General features: G+C 71.1%; 25 protein-coding genes. 17 read left to right on the top strand and 8 right to left on the bottom strand.

Annotated features, from left to right (window positions below; all coding sequences use genetic code 11):
- The first annotated feature begins 2 nt into the window (after positions 1-2).
- Genes E4P39_RS22470 through E4P39_RS20410 form a run of 7 tightly spaced genes read left to right on the top strand, consistent with a single transcriptional unit; the run spans position 3 to position 5,556 of the window.
- Positions 3-155: a hypothetical protein gene (locus E4P39_RS22470; protein ID WP_167762012.1), complete on the top strand. Its 153-nt coding sequence runs from the start codon at positions 3-5 to the stop codon at positions 153-155.
- A gap of 9 nt (positions 156-164) precedes the next feature.
- Entirely contained in the window at positions 165-485 is a 321-nt protein-coding gene (locus tag E4P39_RS20435; protein ID WP_135138429.1) for a redoxin domain-containing protein, read from the top strand.
- Positions 486-517: 32 nt separating this feature from the next.
- Entirely contained in the window at positions 518-1,387 is an 870-nt protein-coding gene (locus E4P39_RS20430) for an NAD(P)-dependent oxidoreductase (RefSeq protein WP_135138428.1), read from the top strand.
- Positions 1,384-1,821, top strand: a complete 438-nt coding sequence (locus E4P39_RS20425) for a heme-binding protein (RefSeq protein WP_135138427.1) — start codon at positions 1,384-1,386, stop codon at positions 1,819-1,821. The genes E4P39_RS20430 and E4P39_RS20425 overlap by 4 nt, the downstream gene beginning before the upstream one ends.
- Positions 1,818-2,696 (top strand): FAD binding domain-containing protein, encoded by an 879-nt coding sequence (locus tag E4P39_RS20420; RefSeq protein WP_135138426.1) that lies wholly within the window; start codon positions 1,818-1,820, stop codon positions 2,694-2,696. Before E4P39_RS20425 ends, E4P39_RS20420 begins: the two co-directional genes overlap by 4 nt.
- Positions 2,693-3,190 carry a (2Fe-2S)-binding protein gene (locus E4P39_RS20415; protein ID WP_245159993.1) on the top strand — a complete coding sequence of 166 codons (498 nt, stop codon included), beginning with the start codon at positions 2,693-2,695 and terminating at the stop codon, positions 3,188-3,190. Before E4P39_RS20420 ends, E4P39_RS20415 begins: the two co-directional genes overlap by 4 nt.
- Positions 3,187-5,556 carry a xanthine dehydrogenase family protein molybdopterin-binding subunit gene (locus tag E4P39_RS20410; protein ID WP_135138425.1) on the top strand — a complete coding sequence of 790 codons (2,370 nt, stop codon included), beginning with the start codon at positions 3,187-3,189 and terminating at the stop codon, positions 5,554-5,556. The genes E4P39_RS20415 and E4P39_RS20410 overlap by 4 nt, the downstream gene beginning before the upstream one ends.
- A 2-nt stretch (positions 5,557-5,558) precedes the next feature.
- On the opposite strand, the gene E4P39_RS20405 is transcribed toward E4P39_RS20410, so the two are convergent.
- The 6 genes from E4P39_RS20405 to E4P39_RS20380 form a co-directional block, all read right to left on the bottom strand.
- Entirely contained in the window at positions 5,559-6,650 is a 1,092-nt protein-coding gene (locus E4P39_RS20405; protein ID WP_167762009.1) for a LacI family DNA-binding transcriptional regulator, read from the bottom strand.
- A gap of 351 nt (positions 6,651-7,001) precedes the next feature.
- On the bottom strand, positions 7,002-8,195 hold the full coding sequence (locus tag E4P39_RS20400) for a hypothetical protein (protein ID WP_209306643.1): 1,194 nt from the start codon (positions 8,193-8,195) through the stop codon (positions 7,002-7,004).
- Between the two features lie 196 nt (positions 8,196-8,391).
- Positions 8,392-9,156: an ABC transporter ATP-binding protein gene (locus E4P39_RS20395; RefSeq protein WP_135138423.1), complete on the bottom strand. Its 765-nt coding sequence runs from the start codon at positions 9,154-9,156 to the stop codon at positions 8,392-8,394.
- Positions 9,157-9,257: 101 nt separating this feature from the next.
- Positions 9,258-10,076, bottom strand: a complete 819-nt coding sequence (locus E4P39_RS20390) for an ABC transporter permease subunit (RefSeq protein WP_135138422.1) — start codon at positions 10,074-10,076, stop codon at positions 9,258-9,260.
- Positions 10,073-10,927 carry an ABC transporter permease gene (locus tag E4P39_RS20385; RefSeq protein ID WP_135138421.1) on the bottom strand — a complete coding sequence of 285 codons (855 nt, stop codon included), beginning with the start codon at positions 10,925-10,927 and terminating at the stop codon, positions 10,073-10,075. The genes E4P39_RS20390 and E4P39_RS20385 overlap by 4 nt, the downstream gene beginning before the upstream one ends.
- 29 nt (positions 10,928-10,956) lie before the next feature.
- Positions 10,957-11,988 carry an ABC transporter substrate-binding protein gene (locus tag E4P39_RS20380; RefSeq protein WP_135138420.1) on the bottom strand — a complete coding sequence of 344 codons (1,032 nt, stop codon included), beginning with the start codon at positions 11,986-11,988 and terminating at the stop codon, positions 10,957-10,959.
- 368 nt (positions 11,989-12,356) lie between these two features.
- Between E4P39_RS20380 and hisD the strand changes: the two genes are divergently transcribed.
- The 8 genes from hisD to cimA all read left to right on the top strand — a co-directional run bounded on the left by hisD (position 12,357) and on the right by cimA (position 20,478).
- A complete protein-coding gene (gene hisD / locus E4P39_RS20375) occupies positions 12,357-13,676 on the top strand; it encodes a histidinol dehydrogenase (protein WP_135138419.1) in 1,320 nt (439 codons plus the stop codon).
- Between the two features lie 38 nt (positions 13,677-13,714).
- Complete coding sequence (locus tag E4P39_RS20370; protein WP_135138418.1) at positions 13,715-14,725, top strand: amidohydrolase family protein; 1,011 nt, start codon at positions 13,715-13,717, stop codon at positions 14,723-14,725.
- A 56-nt stretch (positions 14,726-14,781) separates the two neighbouring features.
- Entirely contained in the window at positions 14,782-15,783 is a 1,002-nt protein-coding gene (locus E4P39_RS20365) for a Gfo/Idh/MocA family oxidoreductase (protein WP_135138417.1), read from the top strand.
- A gap of 145 nt (positions 15,784-15,928) precedes the next feature.
- The gene (locus tag E4P39_RS20360; RefSeq protein ID WP_167762007.1) at positions 15,929-16,615 is read left to right on the top strand and encodes a cyclase family protein; all 687 of its coding nucleotides are present in this window, start codon (positions 15,929-15,931) and stop codon (positions 16,613-16,615) included.
- Positions 16,615-17,478, top strand: a complete 864-nt coding sequence (locus tag E4P39_RS20355) for an NAD(P)-dependent oxidoreductase (protein ID WP_135138415.1) — start codon at positions 16,615-16,617, stop codon at positions 17,476-17,478. Before E4P39_RS20360 ends, E4P39_RS20355 begins: the two co-directional genes overlap by 1 nt.
- Before the next feature lie 120 nt (positions 17,479-17,598).
- Positions 17,599-18,276, top strand: coding sequence for a glycine/sarcosine/betaine reductase selenoprotein B family protein (locus E4P39_RS20350; protein ID WP_135138414.1), 678 nt, complete (start codon positions 17,599-17,601; stop codon positions 18,274-18,276).
- Positions 18,277-18,417: 141 nt separating this feature from the next.
- Positions 18,418-18,597, top strand: a complete 180-nt coding sequence (locus E4P39_RS20345) for a hypothetical protein (protein ID WP_135138413.1) — start codon at positions 18,418-18,420, stop codon at positions 18,595-18,597.
- Between the two features lie 288 nt (positions 18,598-18,885).
- Entirely contained in the window at positions 18,886-20,478 is a 1,593-nt protein-coding gene (gene cimA, locus E4P39_RS20340; RefSeq protein ID WP_135138412.1) for a citramalate synthase, read from the top strand.
- A gap of 7 nt (positions 20,479-20,485) precedes the next feature.
- On the opposite strand, the gene E4P39_RS20335 is transcribed toward cimA, so the two are convergent.
- Both E4P39_RS20335 and E4P39_RS20330 read right to left on the bottom strand, forming a co-directional pair.
- Positions 20,486-20,815 (bottom strand): putative quinol monooxygenase, encoded by a 330-nt coding sequence (locus tag E4P39_RS20335; RefSeq protein ID WP_135138411.1) that lies wholly within the window; start codon positions 20,813-20,815, stop codon positions 20,486-20,488.
- 7 nt (positions 20,816-20,822) lie between these two features.
- Positions 20,823-21,230 carry a VOC family protein gene (locus E4P39_RS20330; RefSeq protein WP_245159992.1) on the bottom strand — a complete coding sequence of 136 codons (408 nt, stop codon included), beginning with the start codon at positions 21,228-21,230 and terminating at the stop codon, positions 20,823-20,825.
- Between the two features lie 17 nt (positions 21,231-21,247).
- On the opposite strand from E4P39_RS20330, the gene E4P39_RS20325 reads away from it, so the two are divergent.
- On the top strand, positions 21,248-22,060 hold the full coding sequence (locus E4P39_RS20325; protein ID WP_135138410.1) for a fumarylacetoacetate hydrolase family protein: 813 nt from the start codon (positions 21,248-21,250) through the stop codon (positions 22,058-22,060).
- The gene (gene gltX / locus E4P39_RS20320; protein WP_135138409.1) at positions 22,057-23,541 is read left to right on the top strand and encodes a glutamate--tRNA ligase; all 1,485 of its coding nucleotides are present in this window, start codon (positions 22,057-22,059) and stop codon (positions 23,539-23,541) included. The genes E4P39_RS20325 and gltX overlap by 4 nt, the downstream gene beginning before the upstream one ends.
- Positions 23,542-23,750 lie beyond the last annotated feature (209 nt).

Genomic DNA, 23,750 nt, shown 5'->3' with positions numbered 1-23,750 from the left:
AGATGACGTCCTCCCAGGGCACCGTCGAGATCGGCGACCGGGCCCCAGGCTTCACGCTGCGCCACACGTTCGACACCTCGGTGAGCCTCGAGGAGACACTCAGGCGCGGACCGGTGGTCCTCGTCTTCTACGTCTTCGACTTCGGTGGCCTCTAGACGCCCGAGCTGTCCCAGTTGGGACAATCGGCCGGAGAGATCCGGGAACGGGGTGCCGAGATCCTCGCGATCGCCGTCACGGCCACCTTCTCCCAGCAGGCCTTCGCTGCGTCCCTGGGCGTCGACTTCCCGATGCTGTCGGACTGGGAGCGCACGGTCTGCACTGATTACGGGGTGCGGTACGACGTGTGGAAGGGCCACACCGGGGTCGCCAAGCGATCGATCTTCGTCCTCGACGGCGAGGGCATCGTTCGCTACCGGTGGGTCACCGACGACGCCCTCGTCCTGCCCGACTTCGACGAGGTCGTGACGGCATTGCGAGCGCTGTGACGGGACGGGCACCGATCCCGGACGGAGGAATCGTGGCGACGGTGGGGCTGGTCGGTCTCGGCATCATGGGCTCGGCGATGTCGCAGCACCTGCTCGACGGCGGCTGCGCCGTCCTCGGGTACGACCTGGATGCCGACCGGATCCGCGAGCTCGAGTCCAGAGGCGGGACCTCGATGTCGTCGGTGCGGGAGGCGGCCGAACGGGCCGAGGTGGTGATCACCTCCCTCCCCGGCAGCCAGGCTGCGCTCGACGTCTGCGCCGAACTGGCGGCCGGGGCGCGGGAGGGCTCGATCATCGTGGAGACGTCCACGCTGCCGCACCAGGTGAAGGACCGGTGCCGGGAGCTGGTGAGCGCGGCCGGCGCCGAGCTGCTCGACTGCCCGCTCAGCGGCACGGGGGCGCAGGCCCTGGTCCGCGACGTCGTGGTCTACGGCAGTGGCGACGAAGCGGCCTTCGAGCGCGCCCGCCCGGTCATGGAGACCTTCTCCCGGTCGGTGCGTTACCTCGGCCCGTTCGGCAGGGGGTCGACGATGAAGCTGGTCGCCAACCTGCTCGTCGCCGTGCACAACGCCGCCACGGCCGAGGCCTTCGCCCTCGGGGAGGCGGCAGGCCTGGACCCGCGGCAGATCTACGACACGATCCGCGACGGCGCGGGGAACTCGGTCATCTTCGAGAAGCGCGGGCAGCTCATGGTGGACCGGGCCTACCACCCCGCCACCGCGAAGATCTCGATGTTCGTGAAGGACACGGGCCTGATCGCGGACTTCGCCGACGGGCTGGGCCTCGGGCTGCCCCTGCTCGAGGCTACGCGGCCGCTCTACGACCGCGCGGTCGAGCACGGCCTCGCCGACGCCGACGCCGCCGCACTGCTCGAGACGCTCAACCGGGAGGATCGCCGATGATCACGCTGGCACAGGCCGAGGCCGTCGCCGCGGCGACCCTGGAGCACGGGCGGGCCGTCGGAGCGGCCCCGCTGACGGTGGCCGTACTCGACACGGGCGGGCACCTGGTGGTCCTCAAGCGCGAGGACGGATCCGGCATCCTGCGGCCCCAGATCGCCCACGCCAAGGCCTGGTCCGCCCTGGGCATGGGGTTCAGCTCCCGGGAGATCGGCCGGCGCGCCGAGGCCCAGCCCGTCTTCTTCGGATCGCTGGCGTCGGTCGCCGAGGGCCGGTTCGCACCCGCAGCGGGCGGTGTCCTCGTGCGCGATGCCGGCGGTGCGCTGCTCGGCGCGGTGGGGGTCAGCGGGGACATCTCGGACGTGGACGAGGCCTGCGCGCTCGCGGGGATCTCGGCCGCCGGCCTCCGCAGCGACCCGGTCCCGGACCGGCCATGAGGTCGGCGGCGTTCGACTACGTCCGCGCGGGAAGCGTGGCGGAGGCGCTCGTCGCCCTCGCGGACGACCGGGAGACGCGGGTGCTGGCCGGCGGACAGAGCCTGGTCCCGATGATGGCGCTGCGGCTGGCCCGGCCGGAGGTGCTGGTGGACATCACCCGCTGCCCCGAGCTGCAGTCCTGCTCGCTGGAGGAGTCGGTGCTGCGGATCGGTGCCGCCGTCCCCGACGCCGTCCTGGAACGGGACCCCGACATCCGGGCCGCCCATCCGCTGCTGGTGCGCACGCTGTCCCTCATCGCCCACGAGGAGATCCGCGCCCGGGGCACGCTGTGCGGATCGCTGGCCCACGCAGACCCGGCCGCGGAACTGCCCGCCCTCCTGCTGGCCACCGACGGCGAGGTGGAGGTCGACGGGCCCGGCGGGCCCCGGCGTGTTCCCGCGGCCGAGTTCTTCGACGGCCCGTTCACCGCGGCGCTCGACGACGGCGAGATGGTCGTGGCCGCCCGGCTGCCGGTCCCCGGGCCGGCGGTCGGCTGGGCCGTCGACGAGATCGCCCGCCGCCCGGGGGACTTCGCCCTTGCCGGCGCGGTCTGCACGGTCGAGCTCGACAGCTCCGGGCGGTGCTCCGGGGTGGGCGTAGCCCTGTTCGGCGTGTCGAGCACGCCGGTCCGGTCCCGCGGCGCGGAGGAGGTCCTGATGGGGCAGCAGGTGGACGAGGCAGTCCTCGACGCGGCGGCGGCCGCGAGCCTCGACGGCGTCGACGTGCTCGGCGACGAGGTGCACGCCCCGGCCGCCTACCGGCGGGACGCGGGCCGTGCCCTGGTGCGGCGGACGCTCGCCGCGGCGGTCCGCTCGGCCGGTGGGGGGACCGCGTGACGGGGCAGCCCGTGCCCGTGACCCTCCGCGTCAACGGCCGACGCGAGGTGGGCCGCGTCGAGCCGCGGGTCACGCTGGCGGAGTTCCTGCGCGAGGAGCTGGGCCTGACCGGCACCCACGTGGGCTGCGAGCAGGGGGTGTGCGGCGCCTGCACCGTCGTCGTGGACGGGGCCGCGGTCCGCAGCTGCCTGATGTTCGCCGTCCAGGCCGAGGGCTGCGACGTGGAGACCGTCGAGGGTCTCGGCCGGGACGGACTGCATCCGCTGCAGCAGGCGTTCTGGGACGCCCAGGCGGTCCAGTGCGGCTTCTGCACGCCCGGCTTCCTGATGACGGCACTGGTGGCGCTGCGGGAACGGACCGACTGGGACCGCACCGCACTGCGGGAGCGGCTGGGCGGCAACCTGTGCCGCTGCACCGGCTACGAGCCGATCGTCGACGCCGTCCTCGCGGCTGCGGAGGCCGCCCGGAACCCGGGTGGGGAGGCGGCGCGATGACGGGGGACGCGGCGGCGGGCGCGCCGTACGTGGGCCGGCGGGTCCGGCGCAGCGAGGACCCGACGCTGCTCGTCGGACGCGGACGCTTCGTCGACGACGTGACCGAGCGGCGCCAGGCGCACGTCGCGTTCGTGCGGTCGCCGATCGCCTCCGGACGCATCACCCACGTCGACACCGCCGCCGCACTGGCGTCGCCGGAGGTCGTGGCCGTGTTCACCGCCGAGGACCTCGCGCCGTACTGCGGCGGGTGGCGGGGACTCCTGGCCTGGCCGGGGATGGTCGCCGGGCTGCAGACCCCGCTCGCCGCCGGCGTCGTCCGGCACGTCGGCGAGCCGGTCGTCCTCGTCGCCGCGACCAGCCGGGCCGCTGCGGAGGACGCGGCCGAGCTCGTCGTCGTCGACTACGACGAGCTGCCGCCGGTCCTCGATCCGGTGGCGGCGCTGGCCGACGGCAGCCCGCTGGTGCACGAGGAGCTGGGCACCAACCTGTGCTTCGGTTCACCCTTCGGCAGCGGCGACGTGGACGCCGCCTTCGCCGCGGCCGACCGGGTGGTCGAGGTGACGGTGCAGACCGGCCGGCACACCGCCGTCGCGCTCGAGATGCGGGGCGTCCTGGCGTCCTTCGACCGGCAGGAGCGCACGCTGACGGTGCGGGTGTCCACGCAGGCGCCGCAGATGCTGCAGACGCTCTACGCACGGGAACTCGGCCTGCCGGAGAACTCGGTACGGGTGCTCACCGAGCACGTCGGGGGCGCCTTCGGCATGAAGGCCTTCGTCTATCCCGACGAGATGGCGGTCGTGACGGCGGCGACGCTGGTCGACCGCCCGCTCAAGTGGACCCAGGACCGCTACGAGGCACTGCAGTCCGACACCCAGGCCCGGGACGAGCGGGTCACCGCCTCGCTGGCGCTCGCGGCGGACGGGCGCATCCTCGGGCTGCGCTCCGACGTCGTCTCCGACGCCGGGGCGTGGTCGATGTACCCGCGGGGGTGCGTGACCGAGGGCGTGCAGGTGGCCACGATCATGCCGGGCCCCTACCGCGTGCCCGCGTACGCCGCCGACCTGCGGGTCGTCTACACGAACAAGACACCGCTGGCCGTCTACCGGGCGGTCGGGCACCCGCCGGCGATCTTGGTGATGGAACTCCTGATGGACGAGGCCGCACGGGCCCTCGGGCTGCCGGCGGACGAGATCCGACGGCGCAACCTGCTGCGGCCCGACGACCTGCCCTACACCTCGGCGACCGGCAACGTCTACGACTCCGGATCGCACCTCGAGTCGCTCGAGCAGGCGGTCGTGGGCCTGGGCCCCGACGACCTGGCGGCTCGCCGGGAGGAGGCCGCCGGCCGGGGATGCCTGCTCGGCGTCGGGTACGCGGCCTTCGTCGAGCTGTCGGCCCCGGGGGCGATGTTCTACGGGGCGAAGGGCGCCCCGATCACCGCCCACGACCAGGTGGAGGTCACGGTCCAGCCGGACGGCTCGGTCACCGTGGTGCTGGGCACGCCAGGTCAGGGTCAGGGCCTGCACACGACGGCTGCCCAGGTGGTCGCCGACAGCCTCGGTGTACGGCTGGAGGACGTACGGGTGCTGTCCGGGGACACCGCCGTCGCCCCGCACGGCAGCGGGGTCTGGGCGAGCCGGTCGGCGGTGGTGAGCGCCGGGGCAGCTTCCGCGGCAGCCGTCGAGGTGCGCCGCCGGCTGCTGCTCCTCGCTGCCCACATGCTCGAGGCCGATCCCGCCGACCTCGAGATGACCGAGGGCCAGGTAGGCGTGCGGGGGATCCCGTCCACGCGGCTGCCGGTGCGGGACATCGCCCAGGTCGCGTACTGGCGCACGCATCAGCTGCCGCCGCAGATGGAGGTCGGGCTGGGGGCCGTCGGGTCCTACTCCGGGCCGCCGTACACCTTCAACAACGGCACTCACGTGGCGGTCGTCGAGGTCGAACGGGCGACCGGGCTGGTCCGGGTCGTCGACTACCTGGTCGTCGAGGACTGCGGCGTCCTGATCAACCCCGGCATCGTGGACGGCCAGATCCGCGGCGGTGTGACCCAGGGCCTGGGCGGGGCGCTGCTCGAGCACGTGATCCACGACGAGATCGGCCAGCCGCAGACGTCGACGATGCTGGACTACCTGGTACCCACGACCGTCGACGTTCCCGACATCCGGATCGAGCACATCGAGACCCCCGCGCCCTCGACGTCACTGGGCACCAAGGGGGTGGGGGAGGCCGGCACGGCCGGGGCGCCGGCAGCCATCCACTGCGCGGTGAACGACGCGCTCGCCCACGGGGGAGCTGCGGGGGTCTGGCGGCAGCCGATCCGCCCAGCGGACGTGCTCGAGGCCTTGGGTGGCGCCGCTACGGCGTGAACTCAGCGACCGGCCGGCGGACGGTCGACGGTGGCACGACGGACGAGACTGGTGGCGAACATCTGCTCGCGGCCGGGCCCGATCTCCGCGGTGTGCTCGATCCGTTCGGCGAGCATGCGGGCTGCGGCACGCGCCATGTCGCCGATGGGCTGGCGCAGCGTGGTGAGCTGGAAGACCTCCCACGCGGCCATCGGGATGTCGTCGAATCCGAGGATCGAGACGTCCTGCGGAACGCGGACGCCGAGGGACAGCGCGGCGTCTACGGCGCCGAACGCGACGACGTCGTTGCCGCAGAAGATGGCCGTCGGCGGCTCGGGGAGGCGGAGCAGCTCCCTCGTGTGCTGGTACCCGCTCTGATGGGAGTAGCTGCCCTCGCGCAACAGACCGGGATCGTGCGCGATGCCGTGCTGCGCGAGCGCCTCGACGAGTCCGGCCGTACGGTCACGGCTCGTCGAGGTGTTGGCCGGTCCGCGGATGATGCCGACCCGTCGGTGACCCAGGTCCAGCAGGTGCCGACCCCCGGTGACCGCGCCGCCGAAGTTGTCGCTGATGACCCGGTCCACGTCGAGGCCGTCGATGTACCGGTTGAGCAGGACCATCGGGAGTCCCCGTTGCTGCAGCTCGCCGGCGAAGCGCGAGTCCAGCGTCGCGGTGGTCACCAGCACGCCGTCGATGGACCGGTCGAGGAGCCGCCGGAGCGTCTCCTGCCCGGTGGGGATGTCGGTCCGCTCGGTGAACAGGACCACGCGGTAGCCCATGAGCTGGAGCTCGTCGTAGACAGGCGTCAGCAGCGACGGGAAGAAGGGGTTGGTCAGGTCGGAGACCACGACCGCGACCGTCCGGGTGGATCGGGACACGAGACCGCTGGCCAGGGAGTTGGGCACGTAGCCCAGCCGCCGGGCGGCCTCGTCCACCCTGAGGCGTGTCGCCTCGCGCACCCTCGGATCGCCGCGCAGCGCGCGGGACACGGTGGACTGGGAGACGCCGGCGGCTCGTGCGACGGTCCAGCTGGTGGGCGCGCGATCGGAGGGATCGCCGCGCTCGGAGTGGGCCACCGGGAGCCGGGGAGTGTTGCTCACCGGATCGAGGGCCACGAAGTGGTCTCCCGCCCGGCCGGCCGGGCGGCCATCGAGGAGGGGCGCGTGCGCACGCCGCCGACGTCGATCAGCATGTGGTCGTCCTCTCCGGGCCGTCCTGTCGGTGCTTGCTCCTGGCAAGCGGCTGGGTGCGCCGACACGGCGGCGGCCAATGCGAGGGGCGCGGCACGGTTCACACCCGGTTGGCGGGGTGGCCTGGTCTCCAGGGCAGCAGGACCCGGTGGCGACCATTCTCGCAGGATCTGCACCGTGACCATCGTCGTCGGGTTCACCCGCCACCCGATGGGGGCAGACGAACCCGAGGAGCATGAGAGGTCATCGGCAGACGTCCGCAGACGGTCACGGGGATCACCTCCGGGCGAGCACACGGATCCGGGTCTTGAGGGCCGTGCGGCAGACCGCGTGGAGGAAACAGGTCTGCTCGCTCATGGCCAGGGCCAGCTGACCGAATTCGTGGCCGTGCGGTGTCTCCAGGTAGACGTGCGTCTCCACCGGGTCGGCGTTGCCGGCCGTGCCCGTGGCGCCCGAGGCGCCGCCCATCGGCAGGTGCAGGTCCTGGACCAGGCGGTACGTCTCGAGCTTCTTCTTGGTGATCGCCGCGTACCGGCCGAACTGGGTCATGAAACAGAAGGCGATACCTGCCGCGACGTAGCTTGCGGCGTCCGGGGCTCGGGCGGGCCGGCCGGGACCGGCGGGTTCGTCGGACAGGAAGCGGAAGAGCGCGCCCGCGGGCCTGCGCAGGTGTGCGGTGATCTCCTTGACGCCGTCGTCCCGGATCGTGCACACCGCGCGGACGTGGAGGCGTCGGTTCTGCGTCTCCGTCAGACCGCCGCCGTCACCGGCGTCGTCCGATGCGGGCTCTGGCAGGAGCTCCACGAGCGGCTGCGACACCTCGCTCGAGGCCACTCGAGCCTCGACGAAGCTGCCGTCGGGGTCAGGAGGACAGTCGCTGCCCAGCTCGGGCACGCGACCCGGGTCGCCACGCTCGCCGTTGACGGTCAGCGTGAAGGCACTGACGAGTGCCTGGCGGAGCAGCGCGTTGACCGGCGAGGCATGCACCGCATCGGAGACCAGGCCACGCAGACCGTCGGCATCGAGATCCGAGGTGCACTCCAGCGACAGCTCGGGTGGGAGCGCACCCCCGATCATGGTCCCGCGGAGGGCGGAGCCTTCCATCGTGTAGTAGTTGTCCAAGGTCAGCCGCAGGTCGCGCAGCTCGATCCCACGCTGGTGCGCCAGCGCCACGAGCTCGTTCGTGTACGAGGCGACCATCCCGGCAGCCATGTGCCCCAGCGGGAACGGTCCCTCGTCGTAGCCGTTGAGATCGCTCCCCTCGTCGCTGACCAGGCGCCAGGCGGGATCCCCGAGGGTGGTGGAGACCAGGACCTCCTTCTGCATCCCGGCCAGCGATCTGGCCCAGACCCGCACCGCCGTCCCGTGCCGGTCCGGCGGCGGGGTCAGGCCGAGATCGCCAGGATCCGCCACGGGGAAGAACCGGGGACGCGCGTCGTTCCCGAGCAGGTTGGGCGCTCTGTCGACCACGGAATCTCCTTCTGTCGGAGCCCGGACGCGGGGCGCGCTGGGCACTCCTGGGAGCGGAAGGAGTGGCTCTCGGAAGTGAGGCAGCAACCCCATTGGGCAGACAGCGTGACTGCGTATGCATTCACGTCGATGTTACCGGCGTCCTCCCGATAAGCAATGAGCGCTCCGCAGTCAGTAGGACGACGCCCGAGAGATGTCAGGGCGCAGCGGAGACCTGCGGCGCCATGCCCTTCATGCGCTCGAGCCGGGCGAGGACCTCGGCCTGCAGGGTGGCCACGGCGGGATCGGTCTGCCGGCGGGGCCGGGGAAGGTCGATCGTGATGTCCTCGAAGATCTTGCCGCCGGGCTGCAGCACGATGATCCGGTCCGAGAGCTCCACGGCCTCGACGACGTCGTGGGTGACGAAGACGACGGTCTTCTTCGACTGCGACCAGATGTCCTGCAGCTGCTCGCGCAGAGCCCGTGCGGTGATCGCGTCCAGGTGGCTGAACGGCTCGTCCATGATCAGCAGGTCGGGCTCGACGGCGAACGCACGGGCGATGCCGACGCGCTGCTGCATGCCGCCCGAGAGCTGGCCCGGCCAGAAGTCGCCGTGCTTCCCGAGGCCGACCATGTCGAGGTACTTGTCGACCCGGCGGTTGGTCTCGTCGTCGGCCTGGTCCTGGACGTAGAGCATGTTCTTGCGGACCGATCGCCACGGGAGCAGGCGCGGGTCCTGGAAGACGTAGCCCATACGGGCCGGCTTGCCGTCGTCGCTGGTGACCGAGATCTGCCCCGAGGTGTGGGTCTCCACACCGGAGATGATGTTGAGCAGCGTGCTCTTGCCGCAGCCGGACGGGCCCACGATGGAGACGAAGGTCTGGCCGCGGACGTCGAAGGAGATGTTGTCGAGCACCCGGTTGGCGCGGGGCGTGCCGGCGCCGAATGTCTTGTAGAGGTCTTTCACCGTCAGGACGGCCATGTCATTGCCTCTCGGTGTGCGTCCCTGGGAGGAACGTGCTGGCGAGCTGGAGGGATGGGGGCGCCGCGCGGACGCGGCGCCCCCGCAACTCGGTACGGGCGTCAGTGGCCGGCGTCGCGCCAGCGGAACGCCCGGCGTGCGGCCCGCTCGAAGAGGAGCTGGTCGAGCACGACGATCACGATCACGAACAGGATCACCCACGCCGCGAACCCGGCGAACTGGTTGGCGTCGTACCAGTAGCGGGCCCGGAAGCCGGCGCCCCCGGAGCCGCCGAACCACTCCGCGAGGAGGACGCCGTTCCAGCCGATGATGACCGCGAAGCGGACACCGGCCAGGACGTAGCCCGCGACCGCCGGCAGGATCAGGTCCTTGACCCTACGGCCGAGCGGCACCCCGTACGACGACGACATGTCCCGGAGGTCCCGCGAGACTCCCTGGACGCCCTGGGCGACGTTGATGATCACGAACGGGACCGCGGTGAGGAACGTCGTCACGATGGGCGACGTGTCCCCGAACCCGAACCACATCACCGTCAGGAACGCCCAGATGATGGCCGGGATGGACAGACCGACCAGGACCGGGCTCTCGAAGAAGGCGCGGGCCAGGCCGGACATGCCCATGATCACGCCGATCGCGAGCCCCACCACCACGGACAGGAAGACGCCGACCGCGAAGCGGTAGAAGGTGTCGGCGAAGTTGCTGAACACCTCCCCGCGGGAGAACTCCTTGACCAGGGAGGCCGTCACGGCGGCCGGCCCCGGTACCCGGACGAACATCGCGGCCAGTCCGACCCAGATCAGGAAGGCCGTGATGTAGAAGGTGACGCGGGCCGCGGGCTCGGAGGTGACCCTCCGCCGCCAGGCCGACGTCCCCGACGCCTGCTCCTCCGACGATCGGCGTTGCGTTGCCGTCGCGGTCATCGGCCCACCCTCTCCTCGGGCCGCCAGGCCAGGACGCGGTTCTCGAACTGGCGCAGCACCAGGCGCTCGATGATCAGCATGAAGACGATGAACAGGCACATCCACGCCAGCACACCGTCGATGTTGAACAGCTGGTACTCGCTGCGGATCTGGAAGCCGACGCCGTTCGTGCCGCCGAACACCTCGGTGAGCGCCTCGACCTTCCAGGCGACCGCGAAGGACATGCGGATCGCGGCGAAGATGTACGGCACCAGGGTGGGGATGAAGACGTCCCGGCGGATCTGCTGGGGCGAACGCCCGAACGCCTGGCTCATCTTGACCAGCGACTGGTCGACACCCCGGACGCCCTCCGCGACGTTGATCGCGATGTAGGGCACCGAGACCAGGGCGACCGACAGGATCGGCCCGAGGTCGGAGATCCCGAAGATGATCAGCGACAGGACGGCGTAGGTCAGCGCGGGGATGGTGCCCGCCACGGTCACGCCGTCGTGGAAGAACGCCCGCCAGTAGGTGTACCGGCCCATGAGATAGCCGATCGGGGCACCCACGGCGATAGCCACCAGGAACCCGACGAACGTCTTGCCGACGCTGGCGAAGAAGTTCGCCGCAAAGGCACCGCTGGCGACGATCTCCCACATGACGATCAGCACCTCGAGGGGGGAGGGAAGGACCCCCGCCGGGAGGTAGTACGCGGCCACGTTCCAGACGAGCAGCATCGCTACCCATCCGGCTGCCAGGAGGACGAGCCGCTTCGCCCTGCGTCGCGAGGACGCACGGCGGGCGAGCTGCTCGCCCTCCTGCCAGGTGACCGCCGGCGCCGTGGGGGGCGCCTCGATCACGGGATTCGACATGAGTCACGTCCCCCTTTGGACGGTCGGGATCAGGAGGTGGGCTCGACGGTGGTGAACACCGGGTCTTCGACGTCCTTCTCCATGAAGCCGGTCTCGCGCATGAACTCGAAGATCTCCTTCTCCTCGCTCACCCACTGGTCCTCGAGGTACACCGAGTCGACGTACCAGTCGTAGACCGTGTCGAGGTGGTTGATGAGGTAGGCCTGCTCCTCGGGGGAGGTGACGCCGAAGTCCTCGGGGTAGGTCGAGATGATCTCGTCCCGGTTCGCCCGCCACTCCTCCAGACCGCGCTCCCAGAGCGCCAGGAGGAAGGCCGCCTCCTCGGGGTTCTTCTCGACCCAGGCCTCACGGGCCACGAAGACGTTGGTCTGCGGGTGCGTGATGTCGTCGGGGTTGCTGCCGAAGTTCTCCGACCACAGCTGCGCGGCCGACTTGCCCTCGTACAGCGGCGTGACGGTGCCCGCAACGAGCTGCGGCAGGGCGAAGTCGGGCAGGCACAGGCAGGCGTCGGCGTCACCGCGCGCGACCAGGTCGCCGAGGTTCTGGATGTCGGTGACGACGAGCTCGTAGTCACCGCCGCCGGCCTTCAGGTCGAGGCCGCACATCTCCTTGGCGTACATGCCCCACACCAGCGTGATGCTGACCGCGGTGAAGGTGGCGATCTTCTTGCCCTCCAGGTCGCAGAGGTCCTGGTACGGGGAGCCGGGAGCCACGCCGAGCAGGCTGCGGTCGGCGTTGTACCGCCCGAAGACGGCGGCCGGCTCCTTGATGGCGTCGGCGAGGTCGGGTGCCTCGTAGGTGGCCGCGGAGACGACGTCGGCGTGGCCGCCGGCGAAGACGCCGAACTCGTCCCAGGACGAGGAGGTGAGGACCTGGATGCCGGCCTCCTCCTCCATCTCCTGCTTGATGCCGTTGTCGTCGAGCCACTTCCAGACCGCGTCCGGCGCCATGACCATGTTGACGACGCCGTTGGCGTCCTCGGCCTCGCCGGCTACCTGGCCTGAGCCACCGCCCGATGCGCACGCCGACGCCGTAACCGCGAGCACGGCGAGCCCGGCCACACAACGCAGCCGTCCCGCCCGCGTGCCCCCTGAGGTGATCCCCATGTTCCTGCCTCTCTCGTGGGACGCACACCGCGTCCTGCATGGGTGAAGCCATGTGCTGCGGGAACTGGTGTGATCCAGCCCACGTATACGGGCGGCACTGTGCCTCCCCGCACATGAATACGTCAAGCAGTCCCTGGTGTCGTCATCAGATCGTGCTCTCCGCTGCTACCCGGAGGCTGCGCGGTCGTATACGAGCTGACCTGCGCTTTTGCCGTGCCTGGCGGCGGAGAACGGTGCCGAGCTCCACGGAAGACCCCCGGCGGCCTTGACATGACTAGGTATGCACAACAGGATCGTGATCCCGACGTGACATGGAGTCCTCTATGAGCCGGCAGCTGAAGCAGACGGCGTCCAACGCGACGCTGCGCCAGGAACGATCCGACGTGGCCGAGGTGGTCGCCGGGGTCATCGAGGACGTGCGCCAGCGGGGCGACGCCGCCGTCCGCCACTACTCGGAGAAGTTCGACCACTGGTCGCCGGAGAGCTTCCGCCTCGGCCCCGAGGAGATCGAACGGATCGTCGCGACGGTGCCGACCGAGGTCCTCGACGACCTGCGCACCGTGCAGGCCAACGTGCGGACCTTCGCGCAGCACCAGCTCGAGTCGATGCGCGCGTTCGAGGTGGAGACCCAGCCCGGCGTGTTCCTGGGGCAGAAGCATCTCCCCATCACCGCCACCGGGGCCTACATCCCCGGTGGGCGCTACCCCCTGACCGCATCGGCGCACATGACCGTCGTGACCGCGAAGGTGGCCGGCGTCGAGCGGGTGACGGCCTGCACTCCGCCCATCCGGGGGGAGATCCCCGGTGCGACCATCGCAGCCATGCACCTCGCCGGCGCCGACGACATCTTCCTGCTCGGCGGCGTGCAGGCGATCGCCGCGATGGCCGTGGGGACCGAGACCATCGGAAAGGTCGACCTCCTCGCCGGCCCGGGGAACGCCTACGTGGCGGAGGCGAAGCGTCAGCTGTTCGGCGAGGTGGGGATCGACCTGTTCGCCGGCCCGACCGAGATCCTCGTCGTCGCGGACGACGCTGCCGACCCGTTCGTCGTCGCCGTCGACCTGCTCAGCCAGGCCGAGCACGGTCCCGACTCACCGGCGGTGCTGATCACCACGTCGGAGGACGTCGCCCGCGCCGCGATGGCACACATCGACCGGCTGCTCCCCGACATGCCCACCAACGACATGGCCGGCCCCGCGTGGCGCGACCACGGGCAGGTGCACGTCGTCGACGACCTGGACGAGGCCTACCGGCTGGCGGACGAGTTCGCCAGCGAGCACGTCCAGATCCTCACCGAGCGGCCGCGCGAGGCCCTGGAGAAGATGCGCCACTACGGTGCGCTCTTCCTGGGGGAGGGCACCTGCGTCTCCTACGGGGACAAGTGCATCGGGACCAACCACGTCCTGCCCACCCGTGGCGCTGCTCGGTACACCGGCGGCCTGTGGGTCGGGAAGTACCTCCGCACGGTCACCTACCAGGAGGTCACCGACCGGGCAGCGAGTGCGGCCCTCGGTGAGCTCTGCGGACGGGCGTCGCGCATCGAGCTGTTCGAGGGCCACGCGCGCTCCGGCGACGTGCGGGCGGCGAAGTACGCCGGCGCCGGCCTCCCGTGGGCGCCGGACGTCTACGCCGCCACATCCTGACCACCACTGTTCACCCCACCGAGAGGACATCCCCACCCATGAGCGGGACCAACGGCCGCACCGTGGACATCCACGCCCACGTCGTCACCCCGGCCTGCCTCGAGCTGGTCAAGGGCCTGATGGAGCCGGAGTACGAGCCCTTCTCCTTCTGGGCGGGCAAGGAGACCAACGAGTACCAGGCCGGCCACACGGCGGCGATCTTCCCGAAGGCCACCGACCCCGCGGTGCGGATCGCGGACATGGACGCCATGGGCATCGACGTGCAGGCCATCTCGGTGGCGCCGCCGCAGTACTACTACTGGACCGACGTCGAGCTCGGCCGGAAGCTCGCCCGGATGCAGAACGAGAATCTCGCATCCATGGTCGAGGACAACCCCGACCGGTTCGTGGGCCTGGCCACCGTTCCCCTGCAGGACGTGTCGTCGGCGGTCAAGGAGCTCGAGCACTGCATCCGGGAGCTGAACTTCCGCGGCGTGGAGATCAACACCAACGTCTTCGGCCTGGACCTGGACGACCCCCGCTTCCGTCCGTTCTTCGCCAAGGCCGAGGAGCTCGACGTCCCGGTCATGCTCCACCCGAACGGCTTCACCCACGGGCAGCGGCTGCAGAAGTACTACATGACCAACGTGATCGGCAACCCGCTGGACACCACGATCGCGATCAACCGAATCATCCACGGCGGCGTGCTCGAGGACCACCCGGCCCTCAAGCTCGTCCTGGTCCATGGCGGTGGCTTCCTGCCGTTCTACTCCTCCCGGATCGACCACTCCTACGAGCAGCGCCCCGAGGGACGCCACCACATCACGCGGGCCCCGAGCACCTATCTGAAGCAGGTGTTCGTCGACTGCCTGGTGTTCGACTCGGTGCACCTGGAGTTCCTCATCCAGCAGATGGGCGTCGACCACGTCGTCATCGGCACCGACTACCCCTTCGACATGGGCCACTACGACCCGCTCGGTCAGATCGACGGCGTCCGCGGAGTCAGCGACGAGGACAAGGAGCTCATCCGCAGCGCGACCGCCTCGAAGCTCCTCAAGCTCGACGGCTGATCCGCGGGACGGACCGCACCACCCGAGACCATTCACCCGAGGACCGGGAGGAACCGTTGCTGGACGTAGCCGTCGTCGGTCTGGGCTGGTGGGGCCGCACCATCGTCGGGCTGCTGACCGACAGCGAGCGGCTCCGCCCGGTCCTCGGGGTGGATCCGGAGCCGGCTGGTCGGGAGTGGGCCCGCGAACGGGGCCTGGCCGTCACGGCCGATCTGGCCGAGGCGCTCCGCGACCCCGCCATCGACGCGGTGCTCCTGTGCTCCCCGCACCGATTCCACGCGGAGCAGATCGTGGCGGCCGCCGAGGCCGGCAAGCACGTGTTCTGCGAGAAGCCGTTCACGACCTCGGTCGCCGAGGCCGACATCGCCCTCGACGCGGTCCGGGCTGCCGGGGTCGCGCTCGGTATCGGTCACGAGCGGCGGTTCGAGCCGGCCGTGATGGAGCTGCAGGAGCGGTGCCGGTCGGGGGAATTCGGGATCCCGCTGGTGTTCGAGGGCAACTTCAGCCAGGACAAGTTCCTGTCGCTCCCGCCGGACAACTGGCGGCTGTCCCCGGAGCTCGCCCCGGTCGGGCCGCTGTCGGCCACCGGCATCCACCTGGTCGACCTCGCCGTCAGCATCCTCGGGGAGCCGACCGAGGTGTGGGCGAGGCTCTCCACCCGCGCCACGACGTTCGGCAACGGGGACACCCTGTCGGTCACTCTCGGCTTCGACGGCGGTGCGACGGCCAGCATCACCGCCATCCTGACCACCCCTTTCATCGGCCGGATCTGTGTCCTCGGGTCCGAGGGGTGGATGGAGATCCGCGACCGCAGCCATCCCGAGAACCCCACCGGCTGGGACGTCACCACGGTGCGCCGGGGCGGCGAGCGGGAGGAGCGGGTCGTCGCCCCGAACGCCGCGGTGCGGGACAACCTGGAGCGCTTCGCCGCGTCGATCGAGGGGGAGGGCAGCTACCCGGTGACGACGGCGGAGATCCGGTCGACCGTCCGCGCCTTCGAGGCCATCACGCGCTCGGCGATGAGCGGCGCCGTCGAGCGGCTGGACCGGCCCTCGTGATTGGCCGGACCGACAGAGGAGTGACCTGCCCGATGTCGTCCCGCACATGGCGGGCCCGTCAGGTGCCCGACACGATCCACTGACCATGTCTTCCCCGGCACTGGCCGGGGGTTCGGCCCAGCACCCCCATCCACGAGGAGCGAGCATGCAGATCATCGACCTGTCGCAGGACATCTACGAGGGCATGAAGGTCTACCCGGGGCACCTCAAGACCGTCCAGTTCGAGCACGTCACGCACGAGGAGACCGCCCCGCGGTTCGAGGGCGGCTTCTCCTTCCAGACCACCGGCTTCATCCTCAACGACAACGGCCCGACCCACGTCGACTCCTTCTCCCACCTCGACCCTGCCGAGGGCGCGGAGACGATCGACCAGATGCCGCTCGAGCTGTTCTACGGGACCGCGGTGTGCCTCGACGTGACGTCCTTCGAGCCGCAGACCGACATCACCGCCGAGGACCTGGACCGCATCGAGGCCGAGTCGCCGGTGGACGTCCGCCGGGGCGACATCGTGCTCTTCCACACCGGCACCTGGAACAAGTTCGCCGGGGACAAGCGCTACCTGACCGACTTCGCGGGCCTGGGCGCGTCGGCCGCGGAGTGGATCGTCGAGCGCGGCGTCAAGACCTTCGGGGTGGACAGCCCGACGCCGGACAACCCGGCCAGCAAGACCTACCCGGTGCACATGATGTGCCGGCGCGAGCACATCACCCACTACGAGAACCTCGCGAACCTGGACAAGGTCGTGAACACGCGGTTCACGTTCGCCGGCTTCCCGCTCAAGGTGATCGGTGCGCACGGCGGCCCGAACCGGGCCGTGGCTCTCGTCGAGTGATGCCGTCTGTAGCGGTGCTCGGCGCGGGGACCATGGGGGCCGGCATGGTCCGGTCCCTGCGCCGGGCGGGCTTTCCCGTGCGGGTGTGGAACCGGGACGGCGACAAGGCGCGGGCACTGGCCGACTCGGGGGCGGAGCCCTGCGACTCACCGGCCACCGCCGCAGCCGGCGCCGACGTGGTGCTCACCATCCTCCTCGACGCCGACACAGTCATCGAGGCGATCCGCCGGGCCGCACCGGCTCCCGGCACGGTGTGGCTGCAGACGGCCACGGTGGGCTTGGAAGGCGTCGACCGCACGATCGCCGTCGCCCGCGAACTCGGCCTGGAGCTGGTGGACTGTCCCGTCCTCGGCACCAGGAAGCCGGCCGAGGACGGGACGCTGGTGCTGCTCGCGTCCGGCAGCGAGAGCGCCCGCGCCCGGCTGGCGCCGGTGTTCGAGGCGCTCGGGAAGAAGACCCTCTGGCTGGGCGAGGCAGGTGCCGGCAGCCGGCTGAAGCTGGCCTGCAACGCGTGGGTGCTCATGCTCGTCGCGGGCGTCGCGCAGTCGATCGCGCTCGCGGGCGAGCTCGGCGTCGACCCGCAGGAGTTCTTCGCGGCCATCGAAGGCGGCCCCCTCGCCAGCCCGTACGCCACGCTCAAGGGTGGCTCGATGACCAGCCATGAGTACCCGGTGAGCTTCGCCCTCTCCGGAGCACTCAAGGACAGCGGCCTCATCGAGGAGGGGCTGCGGTCCGCGGGAATCTCCGCACGGATCATGACCGCGGTGCGGGAGACGCTGGAGGTCGCCGCCGACCGGGTGGCCGACCCGAACGCGGTGGACAGTGCCGCGATCTTCGAGGGATTCGCGACCGACCACGTGTGAGCCGCGAATGCTCGGACGCTCGGGCTGGAGGGACGGCAGGGTGTGTCAGGCCTCGGGCGCACGGGCAGGACGATGACGTACACCGCCTGACGGATATCGAGCGACAGGAACGGAACAGCCATGGCTGAGCACCCCATGACGTTCGAGGACTTCCGGAAATCCTTCTACTACGGCCGGTACTCGGACATGCAGTTCAAGTTCCTGGCCAGGATGGACGACGAACCGGCCGCCGACGCCGTCGCGGGCGTCCTGGCCCGGCTGGGAGAGGCCCTCGACACGGGGGACCTGGCTGCGGTCGGTCAGGCGGTGTACGAGGCGCAGGTCGCGGCCTATGCGGAGGACAGTGCCCCGACGGTTGACGACGCGCCGTTCGCTCCGTTGCCTGGGGAGCTGGCGAACCTGCGGCTGGCGCTGATGTCGGCGGGCGGAGTGTTCCGCGTCGACGACGACCCGATGGGCCCGGACGGGCCGACCCAGCAGGAGTCGCTGACGATGATCAAGGACTTCCTGCGAGGCGCCCCGACGCTCTCGGTCATCCCGAAGGACACGCCGGACTCAGCGATCACCGCCCGCCATCCCGGCTACGACGCGCGCACCGCCCAGCGGGATCCGGGGACCGTCTTCCCGCTGGCGGTCCTGCGCGAGATGGCGGCCGAGGGCGCGTTCGTCCTTGCCGAGGACCACTTCGCCTTCACCGGCGCCACTTCCCAGGTGAGGCTTCGGGAGCAGGTCGCTCCGGAGTGGGCGCAGCGACTACGGGCCGACGGGGTGGATGCCTGCCTGCTCGTCGCGACCTAGCCGGTGTGCCACGGGTCGGTCGGACTCGTCGCACGCGCCCTCGAGGCGGCAGGGATCCCCACGGTGTCGGTGTTCAGCCGGGTCTTCGCACACGTTGCAGGGCGGCTGCGTGTGCCACGGGTACTCGTCACGCCCCATCTCATGGGCCGCACGATCGGCCCGGTCGGTGACCGGGCGCGTCAGCGGGCGGTGGTCGAAGCGGCACTTCGACTGCTCGTCGAGGCCGACGGTCCCGAGTCGCACCGGGAGTTCTCGTCGTCGACGGATGTCGACGGGCGGGCCGGAGGATCGGGCGACCAGGACGGCTCCGCTCCGATGTGACGCCGTGGACGGGCCTGGCCAGGGCGAGGACGACGTCCTGGTCCAGGGCCTGCTCGGCGTGTGTCGCCGGGGTCACCGCCCGCTGGCCCCGAGCGAGTCGGCGGGGACTGAGAGGGCATAGCGTTCGCGACGCGCGCGGTCGTGCTTTACTCGTGCGCGATGCACATGACCGGCTCGATCATCATCAGCTAGCGCGCAGTCAGCTCCCCGACTGCGCGCAGACCTCCCGTAACCGGGGGGTCTTTTTCGTTTGTCGGGCCCGCACACGTCACCGCTCTGGAGAACACCGTGGCCAGCACCAGCACCGACTTCCACGTCTTCGACACGACCCTGCGCGACGGGGCCCAGCGCGAAGGCGTGAGCTACTCCGTCGCCGACAAGCTGGCCGTGGCCCGCCTGATGGACGAGGTGGGTGTCGGCTTCATCGAGGGCGGCTGGCCGGGCGCCCTGCCGAAGGACACCGAGTTCTTCGCCAGAGCGCGCACCGAGCTCAAGCTCCGCCACGCCCTGCTCGTCGCCTTCGGGGCCACCCGTAAGGCCGGCGTCCGCGTGGAGGAGGACCTCCAGGTGCGGGCGCTGCTCGACGCGGAGACCCCGGTGGTGTGCCTGGTCGCCAAGTCCGACGTCCGGCACGTCCGGGAGGCCCTGCGGACGACGCTCGAGGAGAACCTCGCGATGGTCGCCGACACGGTGGCCTTCTTCGTCGGCCACGGCCGCCGGGTGTTCCTCGACTGCGAGCACTTCTTCGACGGCTACGCGGCCGATCCCGACTACGGCGTCCGGGTGCTGGAGGCCGCCTTCGGCGCCGGGGCCGAGGTCGGTGTCATGTGCGACACCAACGGCGGGATGCTGCCGATGGGCCTCGGCCGGGTGGTCGCCGACGTCCGGGCGCGGGTGAGCGGGAAGCTCGGCATCCACTGCCAGGACGACACCGGCTGCGCCGTCGCCAATTCTCTCGCGGCCGTCGAGGCCGGGGTCACCCACGTCCAGGGGACGGCGAACGGCTACGGCGAGCGGGCCGGCAACGCCGACACGTTCTCGCTGATCGCCAACCTCGCCGTGAAGATGCACCTGCCCGTGGTGCCGCCGGAGTGCCTGCCGGAGCTGCAGCGGGTGAGCCACGCGATCGCCGAGCTGGCCAACATCGCCCCCGACGACCATCAGCCCTACGTCGGTCACTCGGCCTTCGCGCACAAGGCCGGGCTGCACGCCAGCGCGATCAAGGTGAGCCCGGAGCTCTACAACCACCTCGATCCGGCGGTCGTGGGCAACGACATGCGGATCCTGGTGACCGAGATGGCCGGGCGGGCATCGGTGGAGCTCAAGGGACGCGAGCTGGGCGTGGACCTCGCCGGGCAGGCGGACGCCATCGGCCGGGTGGTGGACCAGGTGAAGGTGCTCGAGGCCGACGGGTGGTCGTTCGAGGCGGCCGACGCGTCCTTCGAGCTCCTGCTCCGCGCCCAGCTGCCGGGTGCCCCGGAGCCGCTGTTCGAGCTGGAGAGCTACAAGACGTCGGTCGAGCACTGGGGGAACGGCGTCGTCGTGAGCGAGGCGACGGTCAAGGTGCACGTCGACGGCGAGCGCATCATCAGCACCGCGGAGGGCAACGGTCCCGTCAACGCCCTGGACAACGCCCTGCGGCAGGCGCTGGTGAGTCGGCACCCGTACCTGGCCGAGGTCTCGCTGGCCGACTACAAGGTCCGCATCCTGGGGTGGAAGGGCGGCACCAGCGCGACCACGCGGGTGCTCATCGACACCACCGACGGCGTGGGGGAGTGGACGACGGTGGGCGTCCACTCGAACATCGTCGAGGCCTCCTGGCACGCCCTGGTGGATGCCCTCACCTACGCGGTCCGCCACCGCGCCCCGGCGCGGACCTGACCGCGGGTCAGTCGCGGGGCCGGATCTCGCCCATGGGGCCCCAGCCGGCCAGGTCGGGCGCGTCGACGTAGATGATCTGCGGCTGCGCGGCGACGAGGTCGGGCGCCCGCTCGACGAAGTCCTTGAACGCCTGCGTCCGCACGTGGGCGGCGCCGGCGTCACCGTCGCGGAAGCCCTCGACGCAGACCCAGGTCTCGGCCTCCCCGACGCTTCGCGACCACTCGAAGAAGAGACTGCCGTCCTCCGCGTCGACGGCGCGGGCGTAGCCGGCGGCCAGTGCCGACCACTCCTCGGCACGCTCGGGGCGGACGGGGAACTTGACGACGATGAGGATCACCCGGGTATTACAACGGATCGAGCCGGCGCCGGAGCAGGCAGAACTGGTTGCCCTCCGGGTCGGCCAGCACGTGCCAGCCCTCCCCGCCGGTCTGGCCGACGTCCGCGCGGGTCGCGCCGAGCTCGAGCAGGCGCTCCAGCTCGGCGTCCTGGTCGCGGTCGGTGGCGTTGAGGTCGATGTGCAGCCGCACCTTGCCCGGCGTCGGGTCGGGCACCGGCCCGAAGACGAGCGTGGGCGCGGGGCCCCCGAACCCGGCCTCCGGGCCGATCTCGACGGCGCCGTCCTCGTCGCGCGAGAGGACCCGGTAGTCCAGGACCGCCGCCCAGAAGGCGGCGAGGGTGTCCGGGTCGCGGCAGTCGACGACGAGCTCGGTGAAGCGGCAGGCCATGACGGGCACGGTAGGCAGGAACCGCACCCGACTAACCTCGGGACGTGCGCATCGTCCGCTTCGCCTCACCTCAGGGCATGTCCTTCGGCGTTCTCGACGGGGACGGCCAGGTCGCCCAGATCGAGGGCCACCCGTTCGGCCGGATCTCCTTCACCGGGGCCCGCTACGCGCAGGCCGACATCCGGCTGCTGTCCCCGATCCTGCCGAGCAAGGTGGTCTGCATCGGCAAGAACTACGCCGAGCACATCGCGGAGATGGACACCGGGGACGCACCGAAGGCCCCGCTGATCTTCCTCAAGCCCTCGACGGCGGTGATCGGCCCCGGCGACGCCATCCGGATCCCGCCGGGCAGCACCAACGTGCACCACGAGGTCGAGCTCGGCGTCGTCATCGGCGCCCGGGGGGCCCGCAACGTGACCGAGGAGCAGGCCATGGCCAGCGTCTTCGGCTACACGATCGGCAACGACGTCAGCGAGCGGGACATGCAGAAGTCCGACGGGCAGTGGACCCGCGCCAAGGGCTTCGACTCCTTCTGCCCGCTCGGGCCCTGGATCGAGACCGATCTCGGCGCGCTGGGGCTGGACCCGGCCGATCTCGAGATCAGCTGCACGGTCGACGGCGCACCGCGCCAGTCCGGCCGCACCAGCCAGCTGATCTTCGGGCTGCCCACGCTGATCTCCTACATCTCGCAGGTCATGACGCTGCTCCCCGGTGACGTCGTCCTCACCGGGACGCCGTCCGGCGTCGGCCCGATCCGTCCGGGTCAGCGGGTGGAGTGCTCCATCGAGGGGCTGGGCACGCTCACCAACACCGTCGCCGAGGCCGAGGGCGTCTCCACCGCGGGCGGCGCCCGATGAGTGGTGTGCGCACCCGCTTCTGCCCGTCGCCGACCGGACTCGTCCACGTCGGGCTGATCCGGACGGCGCTGTTCAACTGGGCGCACGCCCGCCACACCGGAGGCACGTTCGTCTTCCGCATCGAGGACACCGACGCGTCCCGCGACTCCGAGGAGTCCTACCGCCATCTCCTCGACTCCCTCCGCTGGCTGGGCCTGGACTGGGACGAGGGCCCCGAGGTCGGCGGACCACACGGGCCCTACCGGCAGTCGGAGCGGCACGACATCTACCGCGAGGTGGCCGCGAAGCTGCTCGTCGCCGGGCACGCCTACGAGTCCTTCTCCACCAACGAGGAGGTCGACGTCCGCCGCCGAGCCGCCGGGCAGGACCCGAAGCTCGGCTACGACAACGCCGACCGCTTCCTCACCGACGAGCAGAAGGCCGCCTTCCGCGCCGAGGGCCGCGAGCCGGTCCTGCGGCTGAAGATGCCCGACGAGGACCTGACGTGGACCGATCTCGTCCGTGGAGAGGTCCGGTTCGCGGCGGGCGCAGTGCCCGACTTCGTCCTCGTCCGGGGCAACGGCGTTCCGCTGTACCCCTTCGTCAACCCCGTGGACGACGCCCTGATGGGCATCACCGACGTGCTCCGCGGTGAGGACCTGCTGCCCTCGACCCCGCGCCAGCTGGCGCTCTACGCCGCGCTCACCGACATCGGGGTCGCCTCGGGCACGCCGCGGTTCGGGCACCTTCCGCTGGTCACCGGCGAGGGCACCCGGAAGCTCTCCAAGCGCGACCCCACGTCCAATCTCGACGTCTACCGGGAGCGCGGGTTCCTGCCCGAGGGCCTGGTCAACTACCTGGCCCTGCTCGGCTGGTCGATCGCCGAGGACCGCGACATCTTCTCGATGGCGGAGCTGGTCGAGGCCTTCGACGTCACGCGGGTGAGCGCCAACCCCGCGCGCTTCGACCTCAAGAAGGCCGAGGCGATCAACGCCACCCACCTGCGCGCCCTGCCGGTCGAGGAGTTCACCGAGCGGGTCACGCCGTACCTGGCCGCGGCCGGTCTGGTGAGCGAGCCGCCGACGGCGGAGCAGCGGCGCGTGCTGGCGGCGATCGCCCCCATGGCCCAGGAGCGCATGATCGTCCTGTCGGAGGCCGTGGGTCTCCTGCGCTTCCTGTTCGTCGACGACGTCGAGATCGAGCCGGCCGCGGCCGAGAAGCAGCTGTCCGGGCCGGACGCCGCCGAGGTGCTCGACGCGGCGACGACGGCGCTGTCCGAGCTGGCCGACTGGTCGACGGCCGCGATCGAGGAGGCGCTGAGGACGGCGCTGGTCGACGGCCTGGGCCGCAAGCCGCGGCAGGCCTTCGGTCCGGTGCGCGTGGCGGTGAGCGGCCGCACGGTCTCCCCGCCGCTGTACGAGTCGATCGAGCTGCTCGGCAGGGACCGCACGCTGGGCCGGCTGGCGGCCGCGCGCGAGTTGACCGGCCAGTCCGCCGGATGAGCGAACCGACTTCCGGGACGGCGGCGGGCGACGAGTCCTACAGCGGTCCGCCCCCGACCCAGCGACCGGAGCCGGGCCAGTGGGCCCCCGCACCGTGGCAGCCCGCCCCGTGGCAGCGCGCGCCGTGGCAGCCCGCGCCGTGGGCCGGCGGACCCTGGCCGCCGCCGAACCCTCCGGGGGGTCAGGCCCCGTGGGGCCCGGCGCCGTGG

Origin of the sequence: Blastococcus sp. CT_GayMR19 (genome assembly GCF_004570385.1) — a bacterium.
Taxonomy (GTDB): domain Bacteria; phylum Actinomycetota; class Actinomycetes; order Mycobacteriales; family Geodermatophilaceae; genus Blastococcus_B.
Note: the sequence above shows the minus strand (reverse complement) of the source record. Positions and strands in the feature narration are given on the sequence as shown.

Bases quoted from the DNA above. Each gene is read 5' to 3' on its own strand.
- E4P39_RS22470 (WP_167762012.1), top strand. From the start codon at position 3: ATGACGTCCTCCCAGGGCACCGTCGAGATCGGCGACCGGGCCCCAGGC.
- E4P39_RS20425 (WP_135138427.1), top strand. From the start codon at position 1,384: ATGATCACGCTGGCACAGGCCGAGGCCGTCGCCGCGGCGACCCTGGAG.
- E4P39_RS20420 (WP_135138426.1), top strand. From the start codon at position 1,818: ATGAGGTCGGCGGCGTTCGACTACGTCCGCGCGGGAAGCGTGGCGGAG.
- E4P39_RS20410 (WP_135138425.1), top strand. From the start codon at position 3,187: ATGACGGGGGACGCGGCGGCGGGCGCGCCGTACGTGGGCCGGCGGGTC.
- E4P39_RS20395 (WP_135138423.1), bottom strand. From the start codon at position 9,156: ATGGCCGTCCTGACGGTGAAAGACCTCTACAAGACATTCGGCGCCGGC.
- E4P39_RS20390 (WP_135138422.1), bottom strand. From the start codon at position 10,076: ATGACCGCGACGGCAACGCAACGCCGATCGTCGGAGGAGCAGGCGTCG.
- E4P39_RS20385 (WP_135138421.1), bottom strand. From the start codon at position 10,927: ATGTCGAATCCCGTGATCGAGGCGCCCCCCACGGCGCCGGCGGTCACC.
- hisD (WP_135138419.1), top strand. From the start codon at position 12,357: ATGAGCCGGCAGCTGAAGCAGACGGCGTCCAACGCGACGCTGCGCCAG.
- E4P39_RS20370 (WP_135138418.1), top strand. From the start codon at position 13,715: ATGAGCGGGACCAACGGCCGCACCGTGGACATCCACGCCCACGTCGTC.
- E4P39_RS20360 (WP_167762007.1), top strand. From the start codon at position 15,929: ATGCAGATCATCGACCTGTCGCAGGACATCTACGAGGGCATGAAGGTC.
- E4P39_RS20355 (WP_135138415.1), top strand. From the start codon at position 16,615: ATGCCGTCTGTAGCGGTGCTCGGCGCGGGGACCATGGGGGCCGGCATG.
- E4P39_RS20350 (WP_135138414.1), top strand. From the start codon at position 17,599: ATGGCTGAGCACCCCATGACGTTCGAGGACTTCCGGAAATCCTTCTAC.
- E4P39_RS20345 (WP_135138413.1), top strand. From the start codon at position 18,418: ATGGGCCGCACGATCGGCCCGGTCGGTGACCGGGCGCGTCAGCGGGCG.
- gltX (WP_135138409.1), top strand. From the start codon at position 22,057: ATGAGTGGTGTGCGCACCCGCTTCTGCCCGTCGCCGACCGGACTCGTC.